The organism is Phytoamicus setariae, assembly GCF_016722925.1.
GTDB classification, from domain to species: Bacteria; Pseudomonadota; Alphaproteobacteria; order Rhizobiales; family Rhizobiaceae; genus Rhizobium_E; species Rhizobium_E setariae.
Genome location: NZ_JAEQNC010000004.1, coordinates 378742 through 399007 on the forward strand (window position 1 = coordinate 378742; position 20266 = coordinate 399007).

Genomic DNA, 20266 nt, shown 5'->3' on the forward strand with positions numbered 1-20266 from the left:
CATAGGGCGCACGTATTTGGGAGCGATTTTAGATGACCGGCTTTGACAACTCATTCGACGCAAGCTTTGGCAACCAGATGTCGGCGTCAACAGGCAAGAATGGCGCCGCTGGCGACCTGATCAAGGACACCACGACGGCGGGTTTCCAGCGTGATGTGCTGGAAGAATCGGTAAAGCAGCCGGTGCTGGTGGATTTCTGGGCGCCATGGTGCGGCCCGTGCAAGCAACTCACGCCAGTGATCGAGCGCGTCGTCAACGAGGGCGCCGGCAAGGTAAAGCTCGTCAAGATGAACATTGACGAGCACCCGTCGATCGCCGGCCAGCTTGGCATCCAGTCTATTCCTGCCGTCATCGCCTTTGTCGGCGGCCGGCCGGTGGATGGCTTCATGGGCGCGCTGCCCGAGACGCAGGTCAAGGCCTTTATCGACAAGATCGCCGGTCCTGGTGCGGGACCGGGCGATGAAGCGGCAGAAATCGAAGCCGTGCTGACCGAAGCCGAAGGGCTGCTTGCATCCGGCGATGTCGCCGGCGCGGCCGATCTCTATGGCGCCGTACTCCAGGCCGATCCTGAGAATCTCAAGGCCCTGACTGGCATGGCGAACTGTATGGTTACCGCCGGCCAGTGGGAACGGGCCCGCGACCTGCTCGCAGGGCTGAGCGACGAACAGAAAGCGGATGCCGCACTCGCCGCCCTGCTCACCAGGATCGCCCAGATCGAGGAGGCCCGGAAACTCGGCGATCCGCGCGCCCTGGAACACGAGTTGGCGCTTAATCCCGACCACCACGAGGCGCGCATCAAGCTCGCCAAGATCCTTAACGTCGAGGGTGACAAGGATGCCGCCGCCGAGCAGCTTTTCTACGTGATGAAGCGGGATCGCGCCTTTGACGATGATGGCGCACGCCGCCAGCTGGTGCAATTTTTCGAGGTCTGGGGCCCGAAGGATCCTGCAACCGTCGCGGCCCGCAGGAAGTTATCCTCCATACTGTTTTCATAAGTCCGGTAAAGCGGGCGGCAGTTCGGTGAACGGAGACAAATGCGATGCAAGTGGGGAATGCCCGATATCTGAGCGAATCGGATCTGCCTGATACGATCGCCCTGTTTCCGCTTTCGGGGGTGCTGTTGCTTTCCGGCGGCCATCTCCCCCTCAACATCTATGAGCCGCGCTATCTCTCGCTGATCGACGATGCGCTGAAGGGAAACCGGCTGATCGGCGTCATCCAGCCGGTTTTCAGCGAGACGGACGAGAGCCCCGCAGGCACACCCGAACTCTGCAAGGTCGGCACCATCGGACGCATCACTACATTCGGGGAGACCGGCGACGGCCGCTATGTCATCGACCTCAGCGGTGTCTGCCGCTTCCGCATGATGGATGAGCTAAGTTCGGCGCATTGCCCCTATCGTCGGGCAAAGGTGACACCGTTCGTCGCCGACCTGCACGAACCGGAAGACGATCCGGCAGTCAATCGGGACGCCCTGCTCGGCGCGTTCCGCAACTATCTCGACTCCAACAAGCTGGAGGTCGATTGGGACGCCGTCACGAAAACCTCCAACCGCACGCTGGTCAATTCGCTTTCAATGATGGCGCCGTTCGGCCCGCGCGAAAAGCAGGCGCTTCTCGAAACCCCGGACCTCAAGACACGCGCTGAAACGCTGGTCGCGATGACGGAAATGGTGCTGGCCCGCGCGTTCGGCGATGCGGCCAAAACACTGCAATAGGCGGCCGATGGATCAGAATATATCCAGACCCGATCCCAAGATGCTCGAGTTGCTGGTCTGCCCGGTAACCAAGGGACGGCTGAGCTATGACAGGGAAAAGAACGAGTTGATCTCGGAAAAGGCCAGACTCGCCTATCCGATCCGGGATGGCGTTCCCATCATGCTGGAATCGGAAGCGCGTCGAATCGAGGATTAGTCCTTTATCAGCCCGTTTTCTTTGCGAATCGCAGTGGAACTGAGCGTCGAGCGCGGCCCGTGGATGAAGGTCCATGCCGGAGCTGGCGTGCGGCCAAGGGTATTGGCATCGTCCTCATCCACCCGGGCATGATCGAAGGTCTTGGCCATCGTCGACGACAGAAACGACAGCGTATCGCCCGGCCTGTCGATCACTGCAATCGGGAACGTAAGGGCGATTTTCTTCCAGTTCTGCCAGCGATGGAAATCGCGCAGATTATCCGCTCCCATGATCCAGATGAAGCGCACGCCGCTGTTGCGGGCCTTGATGCGATCGAGCACCTCTGCGGTGTAGTTGAGGCCGAGGGCTTTTTCGAAAGCCGTAACGCGGATCCTTGGATCGGTGGCCATCTTTTCCGACAGAGCGATGCGTTCGGCTAGCGGTGCAAGATAGCGTTTGGATTTCAACGGATTGCCCGGCGTCACCATCCACCACAGCTGATCGAGCCCCAGCCGGCGTATGGCAATTTCGGCGACCAGCCGATGCCCCTCATGCGGTGGATTGAAGGATCCGCCGAACAGCCCAACCAGCATGCCTGTCTCGACATGCGGCATCCTGAGATACTGTTGGCCGACCTCCTCCGATCCCACGTCTGTTACGGCCTTGTCTGGCCGTTTCCACGGACCCGGTATTTGAAGGACGTCAGTTGTTCGACGCCAACCGGCCCGCGCGCATGCATTTTGCCCGTCGCAATACCGATCTCGCCGCCCATGCCGAACTCGCCGCCATCGGCAAACTGCGTGGAAGCATTGTGCACCAGAATTGCAGAATCGATTTCATTGAAGAACCGCTCTACAGCCTTGGGATCTTCCGAGATGATCGCTTCGGTATGATGCGACGAATAGCGATTGATGTGGGCAATGGCACCGCCTACGCCGTCTACGATCGCCACGGAAATGATCGCGTCGAGATATTCCGTTGACCAGTCCTCCTCGGTTGCCGGCTTCAGGCCGGGAACGATCTTGAGCACGGTAGAGGACGCCCGGATCTCGCAGCCGGCCTCGGTCAATGCTTCCAGCAGCGGCACCAGATGGCTGCCGATCACGGCGCTGTCGACCAGCAGCGTCTCGGCTGCGCCACAGATGCCAGTCCGGCGCATCTTGGCATTGACGACGATCTTCCTCGCCATGTCGAGATCGGCCGAGCCGTCGACATAGACATGGCAAATGCCTTCGAGGTGGGCGAAAACCGGAACGCGGGCTTCGGACTGCACGCGTGCTACGAGGCTCTTGCCGCCACGCGGCACAATGACGTCAATCGTGCCGTTCAGGCCGGTCAACATCGCGCCGACCGCGGCCCGATCCGTCGTCGGCACGTACTGGATTGCATCCTCGGGCAATCCGGCATCCCTAAGTCCCCGGGCAAGGCATGCATGGATCGCGCGCGAGGAATGGACCGAATCCGAACCGCCGCGCAGGATGACAGCATTGCCCGCCTTGAGGCAAAGCGCGCCAGCATCTGCCGTCACGTTCGGGCGGCTCTCATAAATCACGCCGATGACACCGAGCGGCGTGCGCACGCGCTCGATGTGCAGGCCGTTGGGCCGATCCCATTCTGCAATGATATCGCCAACCGGATCGCGCAGTTCGCCAATGGCGCGGATGCCGTCCGCCATACCGCGAATACGCGTCTCGTTCAGCGTCAAGCGGTCAATCAGCGCCGGCGTCATGTCAGTGGCGCGGGCATTTTCGAGGTCGATGGCGTTGGCGGCGAGAATCTCGTCCTTGCGCTCGACGATGGCGGCCGCCATCGAAATTAGGGCGGCATGCTTGCGTTCGGCAGTAGCGATGGCGAGAGGCTGAGCGGCGGCGCGGGCACGTGCCCCGATTTCCAGCATCAGCGACTGAACGTCATCCTTCACCACGTCAAGCATCCGCCTGTTCCTTGCTCTTGACACTCTTGCCTGATGTCATCACCAGATCGTCCCGGTGCACCATCGCGGCGCGGCCGGCGTAACCGAGGATAGAGGCAATCTCGATCGATTTCTTGCCGGCAATCTGCCGGGCTTCCTGGGCATCGTAGCCAGCAAGGCCGCGAGCGATTTCGGCTCCCGAAAGGCTCATGATAGCAATCGTGTCGCCTCGGGAAAATTCACCCGTGACAGAACGCATGCCCGCCGGCAGCAGGCTCTTGCCGCTATGCAGGGCGCGCTCGGCACCCTCATCCACGGTCAACCGGCCGGCCGGAAGCAACTGACCGGCGATCCATGTCTTGCGTGCCGTCACAGGCTCGCTGGACGCTGCAAACCAGCTATGCCGAACGCCGTCGGCAATCGACTTCAGGGGATGGTCGACCTTCCCCGAGGCGATGATCATCGCGCAGCCCGCTGATGTTGCGATCTTGCCGGCATCGATTTTGGTGCGCATGCCGCCGCGCGACAGTTCGGACGCTGCACCGCCCGCCATCGCCTCGATGTCGGGCGTAATGGTGGGGATGAAGTCAAGAAACTGCGCGTCCGGATCGAGATGCGGTGGGGCTGTGTAAAGCCCGTCTATGTCGGACAGAAGCACAAGCAGGTCGGCGCCTACCATGGTGGCGACGCGAGCGGCTAGGCGGTCGTTGTCGCCATAGCGGATTTCGGTCGTCGCAACCGTATCGTTTTCATTGATGACCGGAACCGCCTTCAGCTTCATCAGCTGGGAAATCGTCGCACGCGCGTTGAGATAGCGACGCCTCTCCTCGGTGTCGCCGAGTGTCAGCAGGATCTGGCCGGCGACGATATCATGCCGGGACAGGCTTTCCGACCAGGCGCGAGCCAGCGCAATCTGGCCGACGGCGGCGGCGGCCTGGCTCTCCTCGAGTTTCAATGCGCCCGATGGCAGATCGAGCACCGTGCGACCCATGGCGATGGCGCCCGAGGACACCACCAGCACCTCGACACCCCTGGTGGCAAGGTCCGCAATATCCTGGCACATGGCATCGAGCCAGGATTTCTTCAGCCCCGACTTGCGATCGACCAGCAGCGCCGAACCGATCTTGATGACGATCCGGCGGCAGCCGGCAAGCGACGGGCTGTTACTCGACATTGTCGTCGTCTTCCCAATCCTCATCGTCCATCGGCTGCATCTTGAGCTTGCGATTGAAGCTGATCGCGCTATCTGCCTTCGGCAGGGTCGGGTCCTCGGCCTTGCTTGTCTCGATCACGCCGGCGAGTTCGCGCAGCACGTCCTGCATGCCGGAGCCGGTGACCGCCGAAAGCACGAAGGGCGTCTGCCCGCAGGCCCGCTTCAGCGAAGCCTTCTTCTTCTTCAACTCGTCGGCATCGATGGTATCGACCTGCGACAGCACCACGATTTCATGCTTGTCCTCAAGACCCGCCCCATAAGCGTCCAGCTCGGCGCGAACGGTCTTGTAGGCCTTGCCGGCATTCTCTTCCTGCGCCGAGATCAGATGCAACAGCACGCGCGTACGCTCTACATGGCCGAGGAAGCGATCGCCAAGGCCGATGCCTTCATGGGCACCCTCGATCAGGCCGGGAATGTCGGCAAGAATGTATTCCTTGCCGTTGACGGTCGCCACGCCAAGATTGGGATGCAGCGTCGTGAACGGATAGTTGGCAATCTTCGGGCGCGCCCGCGTGCAGGTTGCAAGGAATGTGGACTTGCCGGCATTCGGCAAGCCGACGAGACCGGCATCGGCGATCAGCTTGAGCCGGAGCCAGATGGTCTTTTCCTCGCCTTCCTGGCCGGGATTGGCCCAGTCGGGCGCCTGGTTGGTCGAGCTCTTGAAATAGGAATTGCCGAAGCCGCCATTACCGCCCTTGGCGATGCGATACTTCTGGCCGACCTCGGTCAGGTCACAGATCAGCGTCTCGCCGTCTTCCTCGAACACCTGGGTACCCGCAGGCACCTTCAGCGTGACACTGTCGCCCTTGGCGCCATGCCGGTTGCGGCCCATGCCGTGAACTCCGGTCTGGGCGCGGAAATGCTGCTGATAGCGATAATCGATCAAGGTGTTGAGACCATTGACCGCCTCGATCCAGACATCGCCACCACGCCCACCGTCGCCGCCGTCGGGACCGCCGAACTCGATGAACTTCTCGCGCCGGAACGACACGGAACCGCCGCCGCCATCACCGGACCTGATATAAACTTTACACTGATCGAGAAACTTCATCTGCCCGCCGTAAATTGTATGCCGGCTTGCCATCCGGCCTTTAGGCTGTTGGATATAGCGGCTAACCCCGAAAGGTCAAAGAATATCATGAAAATTATGAGCTTTAACTTCAATATGGCATCGATCTGGACGGTCTATACGACCCCGGCAGGATCGCTGCAGCGTTGATCGAGATCGTCCGAGGGCGGATCGCTCCGCCCTCGTCTGTACCTACATCGGCATATAGCTGCCGAAGGTCAGTTCGGTTGTGATCAGCCGGACCTGCTCGGCGCGAGGAACGCAATAGACGTCCTCGACGCCGGTGATGTCGAAGCCGAGCTTCTTCTGGATGCGCAGCGATGCCGCATTTTCCGCAATGACGCTCGAAAACAGCACCTCGCCCATCAGCCCATGGAAGAACCGGGCGATGACGGCATTGACGGCTTCGGTCATGATGCCCTGCCCCCAATGTGGCTCGTCCAGCCAGTAGCCGATCTGCCAGCCTTCCTGGCCATGTCGCCGTTGCCAATCGATACCGACGACGCCGACCAGTCGGTCGTCATCGGCAGCCTTCGGCGGCTGGCCGGACAGCAGGATCCGGCGCAGACCACCGAGCGTGATGGCAAACACCCAGCCCGGCTGGCCATCGGCGTTGAGCGCAGCAAGCCACTCTTCCGCATCCTCGCGATAATAAGGCTGCGGAACCGGCAGCAGCATCCGGGCAACCCGGTGGTTGCCCAGCGCCGCCGCGATCGCTTCGGCATCACCTGCTGCCGGCCGCCTGAGCGTCAGCCGGCCGGTGCGGATCAACGGCTGGTTGGCCGCCGTCAACCGGGCGGTTGTGGGGTCGGCGTCGAAAGCCGGCATCCGGACTTGCTGCGGCAGGTCGAACTTGTGGTTCAGCGCATTCATCTTGCACCTCCCCAAGCCCGAAGCGAACCCCAGGTCTTGCGATCGAGGCGGAACCACTCGACGGCCACCGTGCCACCAAGTGCCAGGCTTGGCGACATGCCGGTTCCCTGGAACTGGAAGCCACATTTCTGCAGCACCCGCCGCGAACCGATGTTCATCACCCGGACGCGTCCGTCGATGAAATCGATGTCGAAATGCCGGAAGCCGAAATCGATCAGGGTCTGCGCGGCTTCCGTCGCAAAACCCTTGTTCCAATATGGCTCGCCCAGCCAATAGCCGATCTCCAGCCCATTGCCCTCTTCCTGCGCCTGCAGGCCGCAGCAGCCGATGAAGTCACGGGTTTCGTTGCGAGTGATTGCATAAACGCATTTGCCCATCGCGCCCGAGGCAACGCGGGCGACGAATGCTTCGGCGTCCTTTTCCGTATAGGGGTGCGGCATGCGCGACACTTTGGACGCGACATTGATGTTGTTGGCGAGATGGGCAATTGCGTTGGTGTCGGTCGCAGCGGGCGCGCGCAGGACGAGCCGCTCCGAAACCAGCAATGGCGTTGATAAATCCTGCGGCAACAGCCGCTTCTCGCTGGGAAGGCCGCCGAGACTTTGGCCCTCCATGAGTAGTTGGCATTCCATGACTACCTCCTGGGTTGAAAACGAAAAGGGAAGATGGGCATTACCCCATCTTCCCTTTTGAACCCTGGAGGTCTGAAGACCTGAAGTGCCAGCCGGGCCGATGAGGCGCCGGCTGTTTAAAGAGCTCCGGCTTACTCTGCTGCGGCCGCCGTTTTCGGCATTACGGACACGTACACGCGGCCATTGGCCTTCGTACGGTACGCAACTGTGCCTTCGGTGGTCGCAAAAATCGTGTGGTCCTTGCCGAGGCCAACATTGGTGCCCGGATGCCACTGCGTGCCGCGCTGGCGCAGAATGATGTTGCCAGAAATCACAGCTTCGCCGCCGAACTTCTTGACGCCGAGACGCTTGGAATTGGAATCGCGACCGTTACGCGAAGAGCCGCCAGCTTTTTTGTGTGCCATGGGTGTTCTCCTTAGTCCTCTTTAACTCGTTCAGGCTGCAATCGCGATGATGCGAACCTTGGTGAAATGCTGGCGATGGCCCTTCTTGCGCTTGGAATTCTGACGGCGGCGCTTGACGAAAGAGATGGTCTTCCGCTTGCGGCCCTGCTCGACGACTTCCGCAGTCACGACGGCACCTTCAACAAAAGGCGCGCCGATCTTGGCACTGGCACCCTCGCCAACAACGAGGACTTCCTTGAATTCGATCTTTGTACCGGCTTCGCCCTCGAGCTTTTCGATCGAGATGACGTCGTCTGCAGCAACCTGGTACTGCTTACCGCCGGTCTTGATGACTGCGAACATTTTATATCCTTTCATGTTCTGTAAACGCGCCTCGAACAACCCTGAAGCCATCCGGACGGTCTTTTTGTCAGTCGTATGTTTTGGCGGATTTCCGCCGGTGGATGCCTGCCTTTCGGCAAACACTTATTTCGGCCGTGGATATGGTTATCCGCAGCTTCATGGATACGCGTGTACGTGAGGGGCAGGAGTCTGTCAAGACAAGCGTCTGCGAAGAAAGTCGTTTCCGCCGTTTTTTTGGCTTGCGCTCCCGATTTTTCGTCGCTATATCGCGGCCATGCTTCGCTAGGCAAGGGCACCACACCCGTCAGTCAGCGCAGTATCTGCGGAGAGGTGGCAGAGTGGTTGAATGTACCGCACTCGAAATGCGGCGTACCTGCAAGGGTACCGTGGGTTCAAATCCCACCCTCTCCGCCATATTCAAACGCCAACCAATTGCAGTGGCTGCGTGTTTCCAACGCACTAATTTGACATCCTCACTTCTTCCCCACCTTCTATGTTTTTGCCTATGCTGACTTCAGCCAGATCTTTCGTTTTGTGAATGCGTCTCTTCGGCTTGATTGCACTGCGATTTACGGCTCATTGGCAGGCCAATCACATTGATTCAGCGGGACGAGAAAACGGAAGTATCGTCACGCAACAACGGCTATCCGGCAAGGCAAAGGGGACCTTTAAGACAACGCCATGGTCAAAACGTTTCGCCCCAGCTGATCTATCCGATAAACGTTCGCTTTGTCCGAAACAGCGGGGGGACACCACGGGCAGCCAGCGCTCCCCATATGCCTCGTTTGTCGATCAGCATGACGGCTATGGCCACCAGGCCCATGATTATGAAGTTCCAGGTACCCAAGTCAGCGAGCAACTCACGCAGGACGAAAAACGCGATGACGCCAATGATCGGACCTTCGATCGTGCCGACGCCACCAATCACGACAATGAATATTACGAAGGCTGTCCAGTCGTTGATGCTGAAGGCGGCATCCGGCGAGATTCGCAGCTTTTGCAGGAAGATGAATGCGCCAACGACGGCCGTGAAGCCCGCGACCAGGACGAAAACGATGAACCGGGTCTGCCATATCTTCACGCCCAGAGATTCGCTGGCGATTTCGGAGTCGCGGACCGCGGTTAGTGCCAGGCCCCAGCGCGAGCGAAGAAGTCGCCAGACCACGAGAATTGAAGCCACGGCAAGTCCCAGCGCGATCCAGTAGAAGATCATTTCACGCACATCGCGGTCGGTGGCAACCGACTTGACGATGTCGGTCGGGATCGAGATCCCGGAGCCGCCGCCGAGGCCGGGAACCTGTCCGGCCAAAATCCTCAGGACCTCAGCGATCACCCATGTGCCGATGGCGAAATAGGCTCCGCGCAGCCGCAAGGCCAGCCAGCCTATGGGCAGAGCCAGAACCATGGCGACGAGGCCCGCCGCCGGCAAGGCGAGGAGTACCGGCACGCCCGCCAGCATGGTCAGCGCGAAGAACAGATATCCGCCGACACCGACGAATGCCTGCTGTCCAACCGATACCAGTCCGGCATAGCCGGCCAGCAGGTTCCACATCTGCGCCAAAGCCAGATAGGAGAGCACTTCCATCATCAACCTCAGCTCTGCGCGGCCGAGAAACAATGGCCCGGCGAGCAGCAACAGGGTCAGGAGCGCGGCGATTGCGATCGACAATCGCGCCCTCGCCGTCAGTTTGGCCATACCGTCGGTGACCGGTCTTGTTTCGCTGATCGCGGTCATGGTGTGCCCTTTGACAGAAGCCCCTGCGGTCTTGCGGCAAGGATGGCCAGGAAGATGAGATGTCCGGCGAGCAGCTGGAAACGCGGATCGATCTGGCCGCCCACGGTCTGTGCAATGCCGAGCACAATGCCACCCGCAAGCGTGCCCCAAAGGCTGCCGAGGCCGCCTATGATCACCACTTCAAAGGCAAAAAGCAGCCGGATCGGTCCGGCCGAGGGATCGAAATTCGTCCGCATTGCAAACAGGCCACCGGCGATCGCCACGACGGCAGTGGCGATCGCTGTCGCAATCGCGAATGTGTGCGCGTTGTTGGCCCCCATCAGCCCCACAGTTTCAGGATCGTCGGCGGTGGCGCGCAGCATCCGGCCGATCGGCGTGTGATAGGAAATCAGGCCGAGCAGCAGGATGACGAGGACCGCCGCGGTAAACATCAGCATCGGCAGAGCGCCGATTGCAACATTCGGCCCCAGGCTTAGCGACGCCGTCTCCAAAGCGCCGGCCGACAGCCGCTGGCTGTTGCCGCCGAAATATTCCAGCAACACATTCTGAAGGACGATGGATAGCCCGAATGTCACCAGCACTGGCGGCAGGATATCCTGGCCGAGGACACGGTTGAACAGAAAGCGTTGCAAAAGATAACCAGCCAGCGCCATGGCCGGCACGATCAGCAGCACCGCCGCGAAGGGATTGAACCCGACGACATCGACCGTACAAAGGGCCATATAGGCGGCGACGACGATAAAGTCGCCATGCGCAAGATTGATAAAGCGCATGACACCAAACATCAGCGACAGGCCGGCTGCGAACAGCGCATAGAGCCCACCGAGAAGAACACCCTGCAATATCGCGTTGATCCAGACCATCACACCGCCTCCCGCACGCCGAAATACGCCTCGGAAATCTGCTTCCGCGACAGATTGGCCGGTCTGCCGGTCAGCGACACCCGGCCTTCCTGAATACAGTAGACCCGATCCGATATTGCCAGTGCCTGACTGATATCCTGTTCGACCACGACGACTGCCGTGCCGTGTTCGCGAATGCGCGGCACGGCACGATAGATGTCCCTGATCACTTTCGGCGCCAGCCCAAGGCTGAGTTCGTCACAGAGCAGGAGGGCGGGGTTGGACATCAGGGCGCGGCCGATCGCAACCATCTGCTGCTGGCCTCCAGAAAGGGCGGTGCCCGGATTGTGCCGCTTTGAGACCAGATCGGGAAACAGCTCGTAAATGCGTTCCAGCGTCCAATGGCCGGAACGGCGGCAATAGGCTCCGGCCTTGAGATTTTCCTCGACCGAGAGCGAGGCAAACAGTCTCCGGCCCTCCGGCACCAATGCTACCCCAGCCTGAACCGCCTCATACGCCCGCCAGCCGCCACGGTTGACGCCGCCAACGCGTAGCGTCTGTCCCTTGGATGAGACCTGGCCGGCCAGAGCCTTAAGGAATGTCGACTTTCCTGCGCCGTTGGATCCAATGATGGCGATGGTCTCGCTTTCGGAGATTTCAAAATCGATCCCAAACAGAGCCTGGAAATCGCTATAAAATGCGCTGAGCGCGCGGGTTTCAAGCAGCGGCGTCGGCATGATCGTCCATTCCCATGTAGATTTGCTGAACCATGTCACTGGCCATGACTTCACGCGGCTCGCCTTCGGCCACCTTGCGACCGTAGTTCAGGACCACCAGCCGATCGACGACAGCCAGCAGGGCATGGACGACATGCTCGATCCAGACGATGGCGACACCGCTGGCATGTACCTCGCGGACGGTTGCCACGAGTTGGTGACACTCCTCCTCGGTCAATCCGCCGGCAATTTCGTCGAGCAGCAACAGTCTGGGCCTTGTGGCCAGCGCCCGCGCCATTTCCAGCCGCTTTCTATCGAGAAGGCGCAGGCTACCCGCCGGCAGGTTGGCTTTACTGGCGAGCCCGGTGCGATCGAGGATCTCGCCACAGCGTCGCATCGCGTCGCGCTCGCTTTCCCCGCCGCCGAAGATCGCGCCGACGAGCAGGTTTTCAAAGACGCTCATGCCGACGAACGGGTGCGGCACCTGAAAGGACCGCGCAATGCCGAGGCGGCAGCGACCGGCGGCATCCAATCCGGTTATGTCTTGTCCATCATAGAGGATCGTTCCAGCATCTGGCCGCAGGCTCCCGGATACAAGGCCGAAAAGCGTCGACTTGCCAGCGCCGTTCGGACCGATAATGCCCAGGGCGTCGGTCTGCCCGACGGCGAGATCGACGTTATCGGCGACCTTCACCGCGCCAAAGCTTTTGTTGACGCCGGCAATCTGCAGCAACTCTCCCACGCATGTTCCTCCCAAAACGCTGCGACCGCATTCAGCACACAGCAGCATGTGTTCGGGAGCAATGCGCAGGGAGGCATCATGTCATACCCCGGCGGGGCCGTGCTAAGGTATGATCGGATATCAATACAGGTATTGAGGTTTCATCCAACGACGACCAGCATTGCGATATCGAATACTTTTGGGAGGAAGAAATGCGAAACGTTACGATCGACAATATTAGCGATGTTGTTATTCACGCGCTTGCCGACGATATCACGCCACGCCGGCGCGAGATCCTGACCAGTTTCATCCGTCATGCACACGATTTCTGCCGGGAAGTGAAGATCACCCACGGCGAATGGCTTGAAGCCTGCGAGTTCATGCGCCGCGCAGGCGATATCTCCGACGAGAACAGAAATGAGTTCATTCTGATCTGTGATATTCTCGGCATCGAGGTTCTGGTCGACATGATCGATCATCCGGTGACCGAGGGCGAGAGCTGTTCGACGGTTCTTGGTCCTTTCTATCGCGAAAATCCTCCGGTGCTTCCGAATGGCGCCAGCATCATTCAAAAGGATTTTCCGGATCAGGAAACCGTGCTCGTGCGGGGTCGCATCCTCGGCACCGACGGCAAGCCGCTCGCCGGCGTCACGATCGATGTCTGGGAAGATGCACCGAACGGCCTTTACGAACAGCAGGATCCGGACCAGCCGGATTACAATCTGCGTGGCCGGTTCCATTCGGATGCCAGTGGCGATTACAGCTTTGTCGGCATCCGGCCAGTGCCTTATCCGATCCCCTATGACGGGGCTGCGGGCGAATTGCTCAATTATATGGGCCACCATCCGTGGCGGCCGGGTCATATCCATTTCATGATCACCAAGGACGGCTATCGCCCGCTGATCTCGCAGATATTCGACTCCGAGACGGAGTATCTCGACAAGGACTCCGTGTTTGCCGTCAAGGAAGACCTGATCGGCGAGCTAAAGAAGGCGCCCGCCGGCTCGAAGACCGACTATGTCATGGATTTCGACTTCATCCTCAAGCGTGAAGCCATGGCGATGGCGGCCGAATAGCACCCCCGTTGCGCCTCCAATCGGGGGCGCAACTTCCCTTTGATACTGGAGTAAAGACGAGTATGGCCCTTGCAGTCCCGATGGCGCTGCTCGACGAAAGCGTCTCTTGGCGTGATCTTGCGATCCGCAGCATCGCTTCGTCGATCATCGATGCCCCCACAGTGCGCAGGCACAAGCTTTCCAACACCGAGATTTCGAACCAGAACTACGTTCTTGTGCGGGTGATGCTGGAAAACGGCGTGGAAGGTTATGGCGAGGCGGCCACGCTCGGCGGCCCGCGCTGGGCCGAGGAAAGCGTGGAATCGATCAAGTCGGCGATCGACGTCTATCTCGCACCCGTGCTGATCGGCCGTCACGCCGCCAGCTTCGAGGAAAATGCTCTGCGACTTTCCAAGGCCGCCAGCCGCAACAATGCCGCTAAGGCAGCAATCGAGGCGGCGATGTTCGACGCGGTCGGCAAATCGCTCGGCCTGCCCGTGACAACACTTCTGGGCGGCGCCGTCCGTTCCAGCTTCTCTATCATCTGGGCCCTGGCGTCGGGAGATGCTGGCCAGGAGATCGAGGAGGCGCAGGCCAAGATAGAGCGTCGCGAGCATCGGCGCTTCAAGATCAAGATCGGCTTCGCCGAACCCAGCGTCGATATTCAGCGGCTGCGCAAGATCCGCACGGCGCTTGGCTCCGACGTCGAAATCATCGTCGATGTCAACCAGGGCTGGAGCGAGGCGACGGCGATGCGCTGGATGCCGGCCTTTGCTGATCTCGGCGTCAGCCTGATCGAGCAGCCCCTGCCCGCAGCCCAGATCGAGCAACTCGGCCGCATTGCCGCCCGCACCTCCATTCCGATCATGGTGGACGAAGCTGTCTTCACCTCTGCCGAAATTATCCGGGCCGGGCAAGCCGGATCAGGCAGCGTGATTTCGTTGAAGCTGGTCAAGAGCGGTGGGTTGCTGGAGTTGAAACGGGCCGCAGCCGTGGCCGGCGCGGTCGGCATGGAACTCTATGGCGGCTGCCTGCTGGAAAGCGGCATCGGCGCCGCCGCCCATCTCGCGGTCTTCTCCACATTGCCCAAGCTCGAATGGGGCACCGAACAGTTCGGACCGAAAATCCTCGCCAACGATCTGGTGCTCGAGGGACCGACATTCCGCGACTTCGAAGTGCACCTGGCGCAAGGTCCGGGCTTAGGCATCGTGCTGGACGAAGAGCGCATCAAACACATGACCCGGACGGGAAATTGAACCATGAGCAGCGCACCGAACGTCCTGTCGACACTCGAAATGATCGCCGCCCGCCTCGACGACATGCCGCATCTGTTGCGTATGGGCAGCCTGTTCAGCGAAACCGTGCTGATCGAAATCGATGCGGAGTGTTATTACCTGACATTCCATCGGGGGCATATCGAGTCGATCGCCCATGGTCGGAACCGCAAGACGCCCTGGCGCTTCGCGATCCGGACCGATGCGGAGGCGCTATCGCGCTTCTGGCAGAAACTGCCAGCGCCGGGATTTCATGACATTTTCGGACTCGTCAAGCTCGGAAGGGCCAGCATTGACGGCGATATCCTGAGCCTCGTGAAGAACCTGCGGTTCTTCAAGGAGATACTCGCCATACCACGGGATGGACAAACAGCATGAAGAGCGTGGTGGAAGACATTGTCGGCCGTTACCTGACCGTTGAAATCGAAGGCAGGTCGCAGCGGATATTTTTCGAGGAAAGCGGCACGGGGAGACCGGTGCTTTGCCTGCATACGGCTGGCGCGGATACCCGCCAATGGCGGCATATTCTCAACGACCGCGAATTCAGCGCCAATCACCGCATTATCGCCTTCGACATGCCCTGGCACGGCAAATCGCTGCCGCCGGAGGGCTTCGAGACGGAAGAATACCTGCTGACCACCGACCTCTATATCGAAACAGTGCTGGCCGTCGCCGATGGCCTAGGGCTCGAAGATCCCATCCTTGCCGGCTGTTCGATGGGCGGCCGCATTGCACTGCAGATCGCAGCCCTTCATCCGGGCCGCTTTGGAGGCTATATCGCCATAGAAGCGTCGGATTTCCAGCCCGCCTGGTATGATATCGATTGGTTTCATCGTCCCGACGCTCATGGCGGCGAAATGGGTGCGGCCCTGGTTTCCGCCAACATCGCGCCGCATGCGCCTAACACCGAGCGGTGGAATACGCTCTGGGTGTTTATGCAATCCGGCCCTGGCGTCTTTCGTGGCGATCTCAGTTTCTACACGAAGGACGACAGCCTCGTCGGCAATATCGCCAAGATCGACACGACACGTGGCCCAGTGCACATCCTTTGTGGCGAATACGACCTCACCTGCACGCCGGAGGATGCGACACGAACGCACAGGGCAATCGCCGGTTCCACTCTTGAGATTATGACAGAACTCGGCCATTTTCCGATGAGCGAAAACCCGGTGCGTTTCCGGCCGTATTTCGCGCGGGCACTGGCGGTCATCACGGGAGGGAAGTCCGCGGTTGGAACTGAAGCGGCTTAAATATTTCATCGCCGTGGCCGAGGAACTCCACTTCGGCAGGGCGGCCGTGCGCCTCGACATGGCCCAACCACCCCTCAGCCGGCAGATCGGCCAGCTGGAAAAGGATATCGGCGCGCTGCTGTTCGATCGCTCGCGCAGCCAGATCCGCCTGACCCAGGCGGGCGAGGTATTGCTGCAGCGATCCCGAGACCTGTTTGCCAACCTCGACAGCACTTTTGCCGAGGTGCGGCGCATCGGCAGCGGCAGCGAGGGCAGGCTACGGATAGCCTTTGTCGGCTCCTCGACCCATGGCGCCGTGCCGACCCTGATCAAGTCTTACCGTTCCCATTACGCGGACGTCGATCTCGTCCTGACCGCCATGAACAATGCGGAGCTCAAGCGGGCGCTGATCCAGCGCGAGATCGATGTGGCGATCGCCCGGCCGTCGATCGAGGATGACGAGGTCAAGTCGGAATTCCTGCATCACGAACCGCTGATCCTAGCATTACCGGACAATTCGCCGCTCAATTCGCAGGTCCTGCCGAACCTTGCCGACCTGCGCGAGGAGACATTCATCCTCTATCCGAGCAGTCCCCGGCCGAGCTTTGCCGATTATGTGCTCGGCATCTGCAACGATGCCGGCATCGACCATATAAAAAAGGTGATGGCGATGGATTACCAGACGGCTATCAGCCTGGTCTCGGTCGGTGTCGGCGTATCGATCGTGCCGGAATCCGTGTCCGGAACCCAACGCGCCGGCGTCAGCTACCGCAAATATGCCGGTCCGAATCCCGGCACGGCATTGTCAGTGAATTATCGGCTCGACAACCGGTCGCCGCAGCTTCGTAACTTTGTGGAAATCGCCCGCCGCTATGCGCGCGAGAGCGTGGTCAAGCGCAAAGGCGCCTGACCACTCCTTTCCGTCAACTGATGGCAACCATCTGGCCGCCGATCGGGATTTCCGGATGATCGCCATTTTCGACGATGGCAAGAACCGGCTTGCCATCCTTGATACTCCACTGTCCGCCGACGAGCGGTGTCTTGGCGATGTTCGGCACGGGCCCCTTGGAGAAGTCGACCGGCCCGACGATCGACTGATACGATGTCGCCTTGATCGCGTCACGGATCGAGGCCGGATCCGTTGGGTCCTCGGTGCGCTTGAGAGCATCGAGCGCGACCTCGAACAGCGAATGCTTGAAGGCGAGCGGCATCGTCCAGGGTTGGCCGGTCGATTTTTCGTAATCCGCGGCGAGTTCGGCCGATGTCTGGCCGGTGAACCCCGACGAGAACGGATGCGACGGGGACCACCAGACTTCGACGGAAAGTCCGTTGCCACGGTCGCCAAGCGCCTGGATTGGTTGTGGAAATTCCAGGGCTTTGGCAACGGTGACGACTTTCGGCTTGAAGCCCTGCTGGGCCGCCTGCGTCCAGAAGGTCGTGAAATCCGGCGGAACGACCACGCCGGTGACAATCTCTACACCGGCAGCCTTGAACGCCGAAATCTGGGCGGTGAAATCGTCTGACATGCCCTGGAAGCGGCCGGTATCGACCAGTGAGAAGCCCTTTTCTTTCAGGATCGGTGGGAAGCCCAACTTGCCGTCGCCCCAGGCATTGCCGTCCGGATCGTTCGGCCACAGGGCGCCAACCACTTTCGACGTGTCGGTCTTCGACCACAGTCCAGTGAAAACCGAAATGACGTCCTCGAGACCCCAGAAGAAATGGTAGGTCCATTCAAATCCTTTGGACGGGTCCCCCTGACGGCCGAAGAAGTGAGGCTGCCAGGGCGTGTCGTTGGTGATGCAGGGAACACCATTCAATTCAGCCTGGTCGGCGACCGGATTGGTGGTGTCCGGCGTCGAGGTGGCGGTAATGATGTCGACTTCTTCACCAAGGATCAGTTCCTGGGCGACGGAGGATGCGCGATTCGAGTTGGATTGGCTGTCGCGGACCACAAACTCGACCGGATGCGTGGCACCGTTGATCTTGATGCCCGAAGCCGTCGCCTTGCGGAACTGTTCAAGCACATAGGCGTCCGGTTGGGCGAATACCGCGAGCGGACCCGTCGCGGGTGTTACGAAACCTATCTTGATGGTCTTCGGTGCCGAGATCGCCGGCATCGGGAAACTTCCTGCAGCCGTCGCAATGCCAAATGCACCGGCGCTTTTCAGCAATCCACGGCGCGAGATTCTTCTGGGGTGAATGATCATGGCTTCCTCCTCTTGTCATGACAGGAGGAAGTATTGTTCGATGCTCCGGCCGGGGACATGCCCCAGAAGGTATCTGGCGATACGGTGGCAAGTTACAAGTGGCGTCAGATTTCCGAGAAATCAGCCAGGCATGCCTGCACTCGCTACCAATGGGCACCCTCGAAAGGGAAATCGGCATTCAGGATCGGGTTTGGGTGTTCCTCGTGCAACTTTCCGAACCGGCCACGATGGAATATCAGAGGAATGATGTCCGGATTGGCTTGCATCTGCTGAACGCGCCCCACGAAGATTACATGATCGCCCGCATCGACCCTCTGTTCTACTTCGGCCGTGAACACCGAGCAGGCCTCGCGTGCCACGGGCAGGCCGCCGAGTTGCCGCAGGGGGTCGATGACGTTGTCATCGGGCCGGCCTGCAAAATGCATTGCGGTAGCCTCCGTTCCGCTCGCCAGGATCGAGACGGCAAACCGCCCTGATTTCGTTATGTAATCCAGCATTCTGGTCTTTTTGGCGATGGATATCGCGATCAGCGGTGGATCGAGCGAAATCGACATGAAGGCATTCGCCGTCATGCCATGTTCGGTGTCGCCCAATTTCGTGGTGATCACCGTGACCCCGGTCGCAAACCCGCCACAGGCGTTGCGAAAAGCAATGGGATCAATCCCCTCGGATTTCGCTGCCGCTGCCATCTCTCCCATGATCCGTCCTCCATGTTAAGTTTTATTTCAAAGTGCAGTTCCAGGCAGGCATCCGGCGTCAGGCCATCCGTGCAGGAGACGTGCCTCTTCGTGCCGGCCTTCGCTGATCAGAGCCCGGAGACGGCTGCTGGAAATTCGCTCGCCTTCGCAGGCTGCGACATCCGCCAGGATGCGGACCGGAAAGTAGCGGTCCAGCAGGGCCACGTCCCCGAGCCGTTCCTTCCCGAACCGAAAATCGGTGCCGACCCAAAGCCCGCGCGGATTGATCCGCCCGAGTTCCTCGATAAACGAAGCTGCCGGGCGCGATGCATAGTCACGGTCAAAACGCGCCATGATGATATGGTCAACCTCGAACAGACTGAGCCTGCGGATGCGCTCGGCCGGGGGCGTCAACTGGATGACGCGGCCGAGCGCGACCTTGGGCGGGGTTTCGAAAGTATAGACGACCGAGGGCACGCCATGCTGTCGGGCCTCGCTGACCACGCGCGCAAGCAGGGCCTGATGCCCGCGGTGAACACCATCGAATGCCCCTATCGTCACAATGGAGGCCGAAAGCGAAAGTTCACATTCCCGGTGAACAACGGTGCGCGCAAGCGATTGTACTGCCTCTCCGGAATCGAAGCCGATCATTCCGCTACTCCTTTTCCCTGTGTCGCCGAGTGCCGGTCGTCTGGCTGCTGGAGGGCGCGGCCGGATCCCAGCCCAGCCGTGCCGAAATCTGGGTCGCGGCCTCCCTGGTAATGCTCGCATAAGCCCTTGGCTGAGCCTCGTAGCGTGCAACGGGAATGAAGAGGCAAAATGCTCCCATGCAGAAGCCCGCATGATTTCGGATGGGCGCCGCGGTCGAAGCCAGATCCGGAATGTATTCCCCCACCTCTTCAGCGTAGGCAGCCGCGCTAACTTTGGCGAGCGCTTCTTCCAGCACCGATTTCTGCGTAATTGTGCGCGAAGTTATCGGCGTGAATTCCATTCGCGCCAAAAGCAATTGCAACGCCGGGGCAGGCAGTTCGGCCAGCAGAACCCGTCCCGGCGCTGTGGCGTGCACGGGAGTTGCGGCCGAAATGATATTTCGGGATACTCGGACTGGTGTGTCGCTTTCCTGCGCGATAAGCGAGAGCAGACGCCGGTCCATCAACTCGACGACATGGCAGGTCTCGCCGTAGCGACGCGCAAAATCAGACACGATCGATTGCGCGGCGCCAATGATCAGGTCTGTGCTGGTCATGATCTGGCTCAGCGCGGCAATCATCGGGCCGAGCCGAAAGCGACCGGGTGCCCTCCTGCGCAAGAGGCCTGTATCCGAAAGCCCATTGAGGACTTCATGCGCTGACGATGTGGCGATGCCAAGAAGCCGAGCGACTTCGGACGTGCCAAGCTCGGGGCTTGTCAGCGTGAATAGCCGGAGAACTTCTGCGGTTCTTTCCGTGGACTTCAAAACACCACCCCCCTCAG

At 60.3% G+C, this 20266-nt stretch carries 24 protein-coding genes and 1 tRNA gene; 9 read left to right on the forward strand and 16 right to left on the reverse strand.

The features are described 5' to 3' along the window. Positions 1–32: 32 nt before the first annotated feature. From trxA to JJB09_RS09475, 3 genes are read left to right on the forward strand one after another with little or no spacing between them, the layout of a single operon-like run. On the forward strand, positions 33–995 hold the full coding sequence (gene trxA, locus JJB09_RS09465; RefSeq protein ID WP_201656590.1) for a thioredoxin: 963 nt from the start codon (positions 33–35) through the stop codon (positions 993–995). Positions 996–1039: 44 nt separating this feature from the next. Beyond that, entirely contained in the window at positions 1040–1717 is a 678-nt protein-coding gene (locus JJB09_RS09470) for an LON peptidase substrate-binding domain-containing protein (protein ID WP_201656594.1), read from the forward strand. A 7-nt stretch (positions 1718–1724) separates the two neighbouring features. Next, on the forward strand, positions 1725–1913 hold the full coding sequence (locus JJB09_RS09475) for a Trm112 family protein (protein WP_201656597.1): 189 nt from the start codon (positions 1725–1727) through the stop codon (positions 1911–1913). Here JJB09_RS09475 and JJB09_RS09480 read toward each other — a convergent pair. The 8 genes from JJB09_RS09480 to rplU all read right to left on the reverse strand — a co-directional run bounded on the left by JJB09_RS09480 (position 1910) and on the right by rplU (position 8337). Beyond that, positions 1910–2506, reverse strand: a complete 597-nt coding sequence (locus tag JJB09_RS09480) for a nicotinate-nucleotide adenylyltransferase (RefSeq protein ID WP_201656854.1) — start codon at positions 2504–2506, stop codon at positions 1910–1912. The genes JJB09_RS09475 and JJB09_RS09480 overlap by 4 nt on opposite strands. Before the next feature lie 41 nt (positions 2507–2547). Continuing rightward, on the reverse strand, positions 2548–3825 hold the full coding sequence (locus JJB09_RS09485; RefSeq protein ID WP_201656600.1) for a glutamate-5-semialdehyde dehydrogenase: 1278 nt from the start codon (positions 3823–3825) through the stop codon (positions 2548–2550). Next, positions 3818–4978 (reverse strand): glutamate 5-kinase, encoded by a 1161-nt coding sequence (gene proB, locus JJB09_RS09490; RefSeq protein WP_201656603.1) that lies wholly within the window; start codon positions 4976–4978, stop codon positions 3818–3820. Before proB ends, JJB09_RS09485 begins: the two co-directional genes overlap by 8 nt. Further along, positions 4968–6068: a GTPase ObgE gene (gene obgE, locus JJB09_RS09495; RefSeq protein ID WP_201656606.1), complete on the reverse strand. Its 1101-nt coding sequence runs from the start codon at positions 6066–6068 to the stop codon at positions 4968–4970. The genes proB and obgE overlap by 11 nt, the downstream gene beginning before the upstream one ends. A gap of 210 nt (positions 6069–6278) precedes the next feature. Continuing rightward, complete coding sequence (locus JJB09_RS09500; protein ID WP_201656609.1) at positions 6279–6959, reverse strand: GNAT family N-acetyltransferase; 681 nt, start codon at positions 6957–6959, stop codon at positions 6279–6281. Further along, on the reverse strand, positions 6956–7591 hold the full coding sequence (locus JJB09_RS09505) for a GNAT family N-acetyltransferase (RefSeq protein WP_201656612.1): 636 nt from the start codon (positions 7589–7591) through the stop codon (positions 6956–6958). Before JJB09_RS09505 ends, JJB09_RS09500 begins: the two co-directional genes overlap by 4 nt. Positions 7592–7722: 131 nt before the next feature. Beyond that, the gene (gene rpmA / locus JJB09_RS09510) at positions 7723–7995 is read right to left on the reverse strand and encodes a 50S ribosomal protein L27 (protein ID WP_201656615.1); all 273 of its coding nucleotides are present in this window, start codon (positions 7993–7995) and stop codon (positions 7723–7725) included. A 30-nt stretch (positions 7996–8025) separates the two neighbouring features. Beyond that, positions 8026–8337: a 50S ribosomal protein L21 gene (gene rplU, locus JJB09_RS09515; RefSeq protein ID WP_201656618.1), complete on the reverse strand. Its 312-nt coding sequence runs from the start codon at positions 8335–8337 to the stop codon at positions 8026–8028. Positions 8338–8661: 324 nt separating this feature from the next. Between rplU and JJB09_RS09520 the strand changes: the two genes are divergently transcribed. After that, a tRNA-Ser gene (locus tag JJB09_RS09520) sits at positions 8662–8751 on the forward strand. 295 nt (positions 8752–9046) lie between these two features. On the opposite strand, the gene JJB09_RS09525 is transcribed toward JJB09_RS09520, so the two are convergent. The 4 genes from JJB09_RS09525 to JJB09_RS09540 are packed head-to-tail and all read right to left on the reverse strand — an operon-like array spanning position 9047 to position 12372. Then, complete coding sequence (locus tag JJB09_RS09525) at positions 9047–10072, reverse strand: branched-chain amino acid ABC transporter permease (protein ID WP_246748635.1); 1026 nt, start codon at positions 10070–10072, stop codon at positions 9047–9049. Then, positions 10069–10935: a branched-chain amino acid ABC transporter permease gene (locus JJB09_RS09530; protein WP_201656621.1), complete on the reverse strand. Its 867-nt coding sequence runs from the start codon at positions 10933–10935 to the stop codon at positions 10069–10071. Before JJB09_RS09530 ends, JJB09_RS09525 begins: the two co-directional genes overlap by 4 nt. Beyond that, complete coding sequence (locus JJB09_RS09535; RefSeq protein WP_201656624.1) at positions 10935–11651, reverse strand: ABC transporter ATP-binding protein; 717 nt, start codon at positions 11649–11651, stop codon at positions 10935–10937. The genes JJB09_RS09530 and JJB09_RS09535 overlap by 1 nt, the downstream gene beginning before the upstream one ends. Continuing rightward, positions 11632–12372: an ABC transporter ATP-binding protein gene (locus JJB09_RS09540; protein ID WP_343229004.1), complete on the reverse strand. Its 741-nt coding sequence runs from the start codon at positions 12370–12372 to the stop codon at positions 11632–11634. The genes JJB09_RS09535 and JJB09_RS09540 overlap by 20 nt, the downstream gene beginning before the upstream one ends. Before the next feature lie 191 nt (positions 12373–12563). Between JJB09_RS09540 and JJB09_RS09545 the strand changes: the two genes are divergently transcribed. The 5 genes from JJB09_RS09545 (at position 12564) to JJB09_RS09565 (ending at position 16819) form a co-directional block, all read left to right on the forward strand. After that, the gene (locus JJB09_RS09545; RefSeq protein WP_201656630.1) at positions 12564–13427 is read left to right on the forward strand and encodes an intradiol ring-cleavage dioxygenase; all 864 of its coding nucleotides are present in this window, start codon (positions 12564–12566) and stop codon (positions 13425–13427) included. A 62-nt stretch (positions 13428–13489) separates the two neighbouring features. Beyond that, the gene (locus JJB09_RS09550; protein ID WP_201656633.1) at positions 13490–14662 is read left to right on the forward strand and encodes a muconate/chloromuconate family cycloisomerase; all 1173 of its coding nucleotides are present in this window, start codon (positions 13490–13492) and stop codon (positions 14660–14662) included. 3 nt (positions 14663–14665) lie between these two features. Then, on the forward strand, positions 14666–15058 hold the full coding sequence (locus tag JJB09_RS09555; RefSeq protein WP_201656636.1) for a hypothetical protein: 393 nt from the start codon (positions 14666–14668) through the stop codon (positions 15056–15058). Then, positions 15055–15930 carry an alpha/beta fold hydrolase gene (locus JJB09_RS09560; protein WP_201656639.1) on the forward strand — a complete coding sequence of 292 codons (876 nt, stop codon included), beginning with the start codon at positions 15055–15057 and terminating at the stop codon, positions 15928–15930. The genes JJB09_RS09555 and JJB09_RS09560 overlap by 4 nt, the downstream gene beginning before the upstream one ends. Beyond that, positions 15911–16819 carry a LysR substrate-binding domain-containing protein gene (locus JJB09_RS09565; RefSeq protein ID WP_201656642.1) on the forward strand — a complete coding sequence of 303 codons (909 nt, stop codon included), beginning with the start codon at positions 15911–15913 and terminating at the stop codon, positions 16817–16819. The genes JJB09_RS09560 and JJB09_RS09565 overlap by 20 nt, the downstream gene beginning before the upstream one ends. Positions 16820–16832: 13 nt before the next feature. Here the strand turns inward: JJB09_RS09565 and JJB09_RS09570 are convergent, their stop codons facing one another. From JJB09_RS09570 to JJB09_RS09585, 4 genes are all read right to left on the reverse strand, one after another. Next, a complete protein-coding gene (locus tag JJB09_RS09570; RefSeq protein ID WP_201656644.1) occupies positions 16833–18116 on the reverse strand; it encodes an ABC transporter substrate-binding protein in 1284 nt (427 codons plus the stop codon). A 143-nt stretch (positions 18117–18259) separates the two neighbouring features. After that, positions 18260–18814 carry a flavin reductase family protein gene (locus JJB09_RS09575; protein ID WP_246748636.1) on the reverse strand — a complete coding sequence of 185 codons (555 nt, stop codon included), beginning with the start codon at positions 18812–18814 and terminating at the stop codon, positions 18260–18262. Between the two features lie 27 nt (positions 18815–18841). Beyond that, positions 18842–19444, reverse strand: coding sequence for an FAD synthetase family protein (locus tag JJB09_RS09580; RefSeq protein ID WP_201656649.1), 603 nt, complete (start codon positions 19442–19444; stop codon positions 18842–18844). 4 nt (positions 19445–19448) lie between these two features. Then, the gene (locus tag JJB09_RS09585) at positions 19449–20249 is read right to left on the reverse strand and encodes an IclR family transcriptional regulator (RefSeq protein ID WP_201656652.1); all 801 of its coding nucleotides are present in this window, start codon (positions 20247–20249) and stop codon (positions 19449–19451) included. Positions 20250–20266 lie beyond the last annotated feature (17 nt).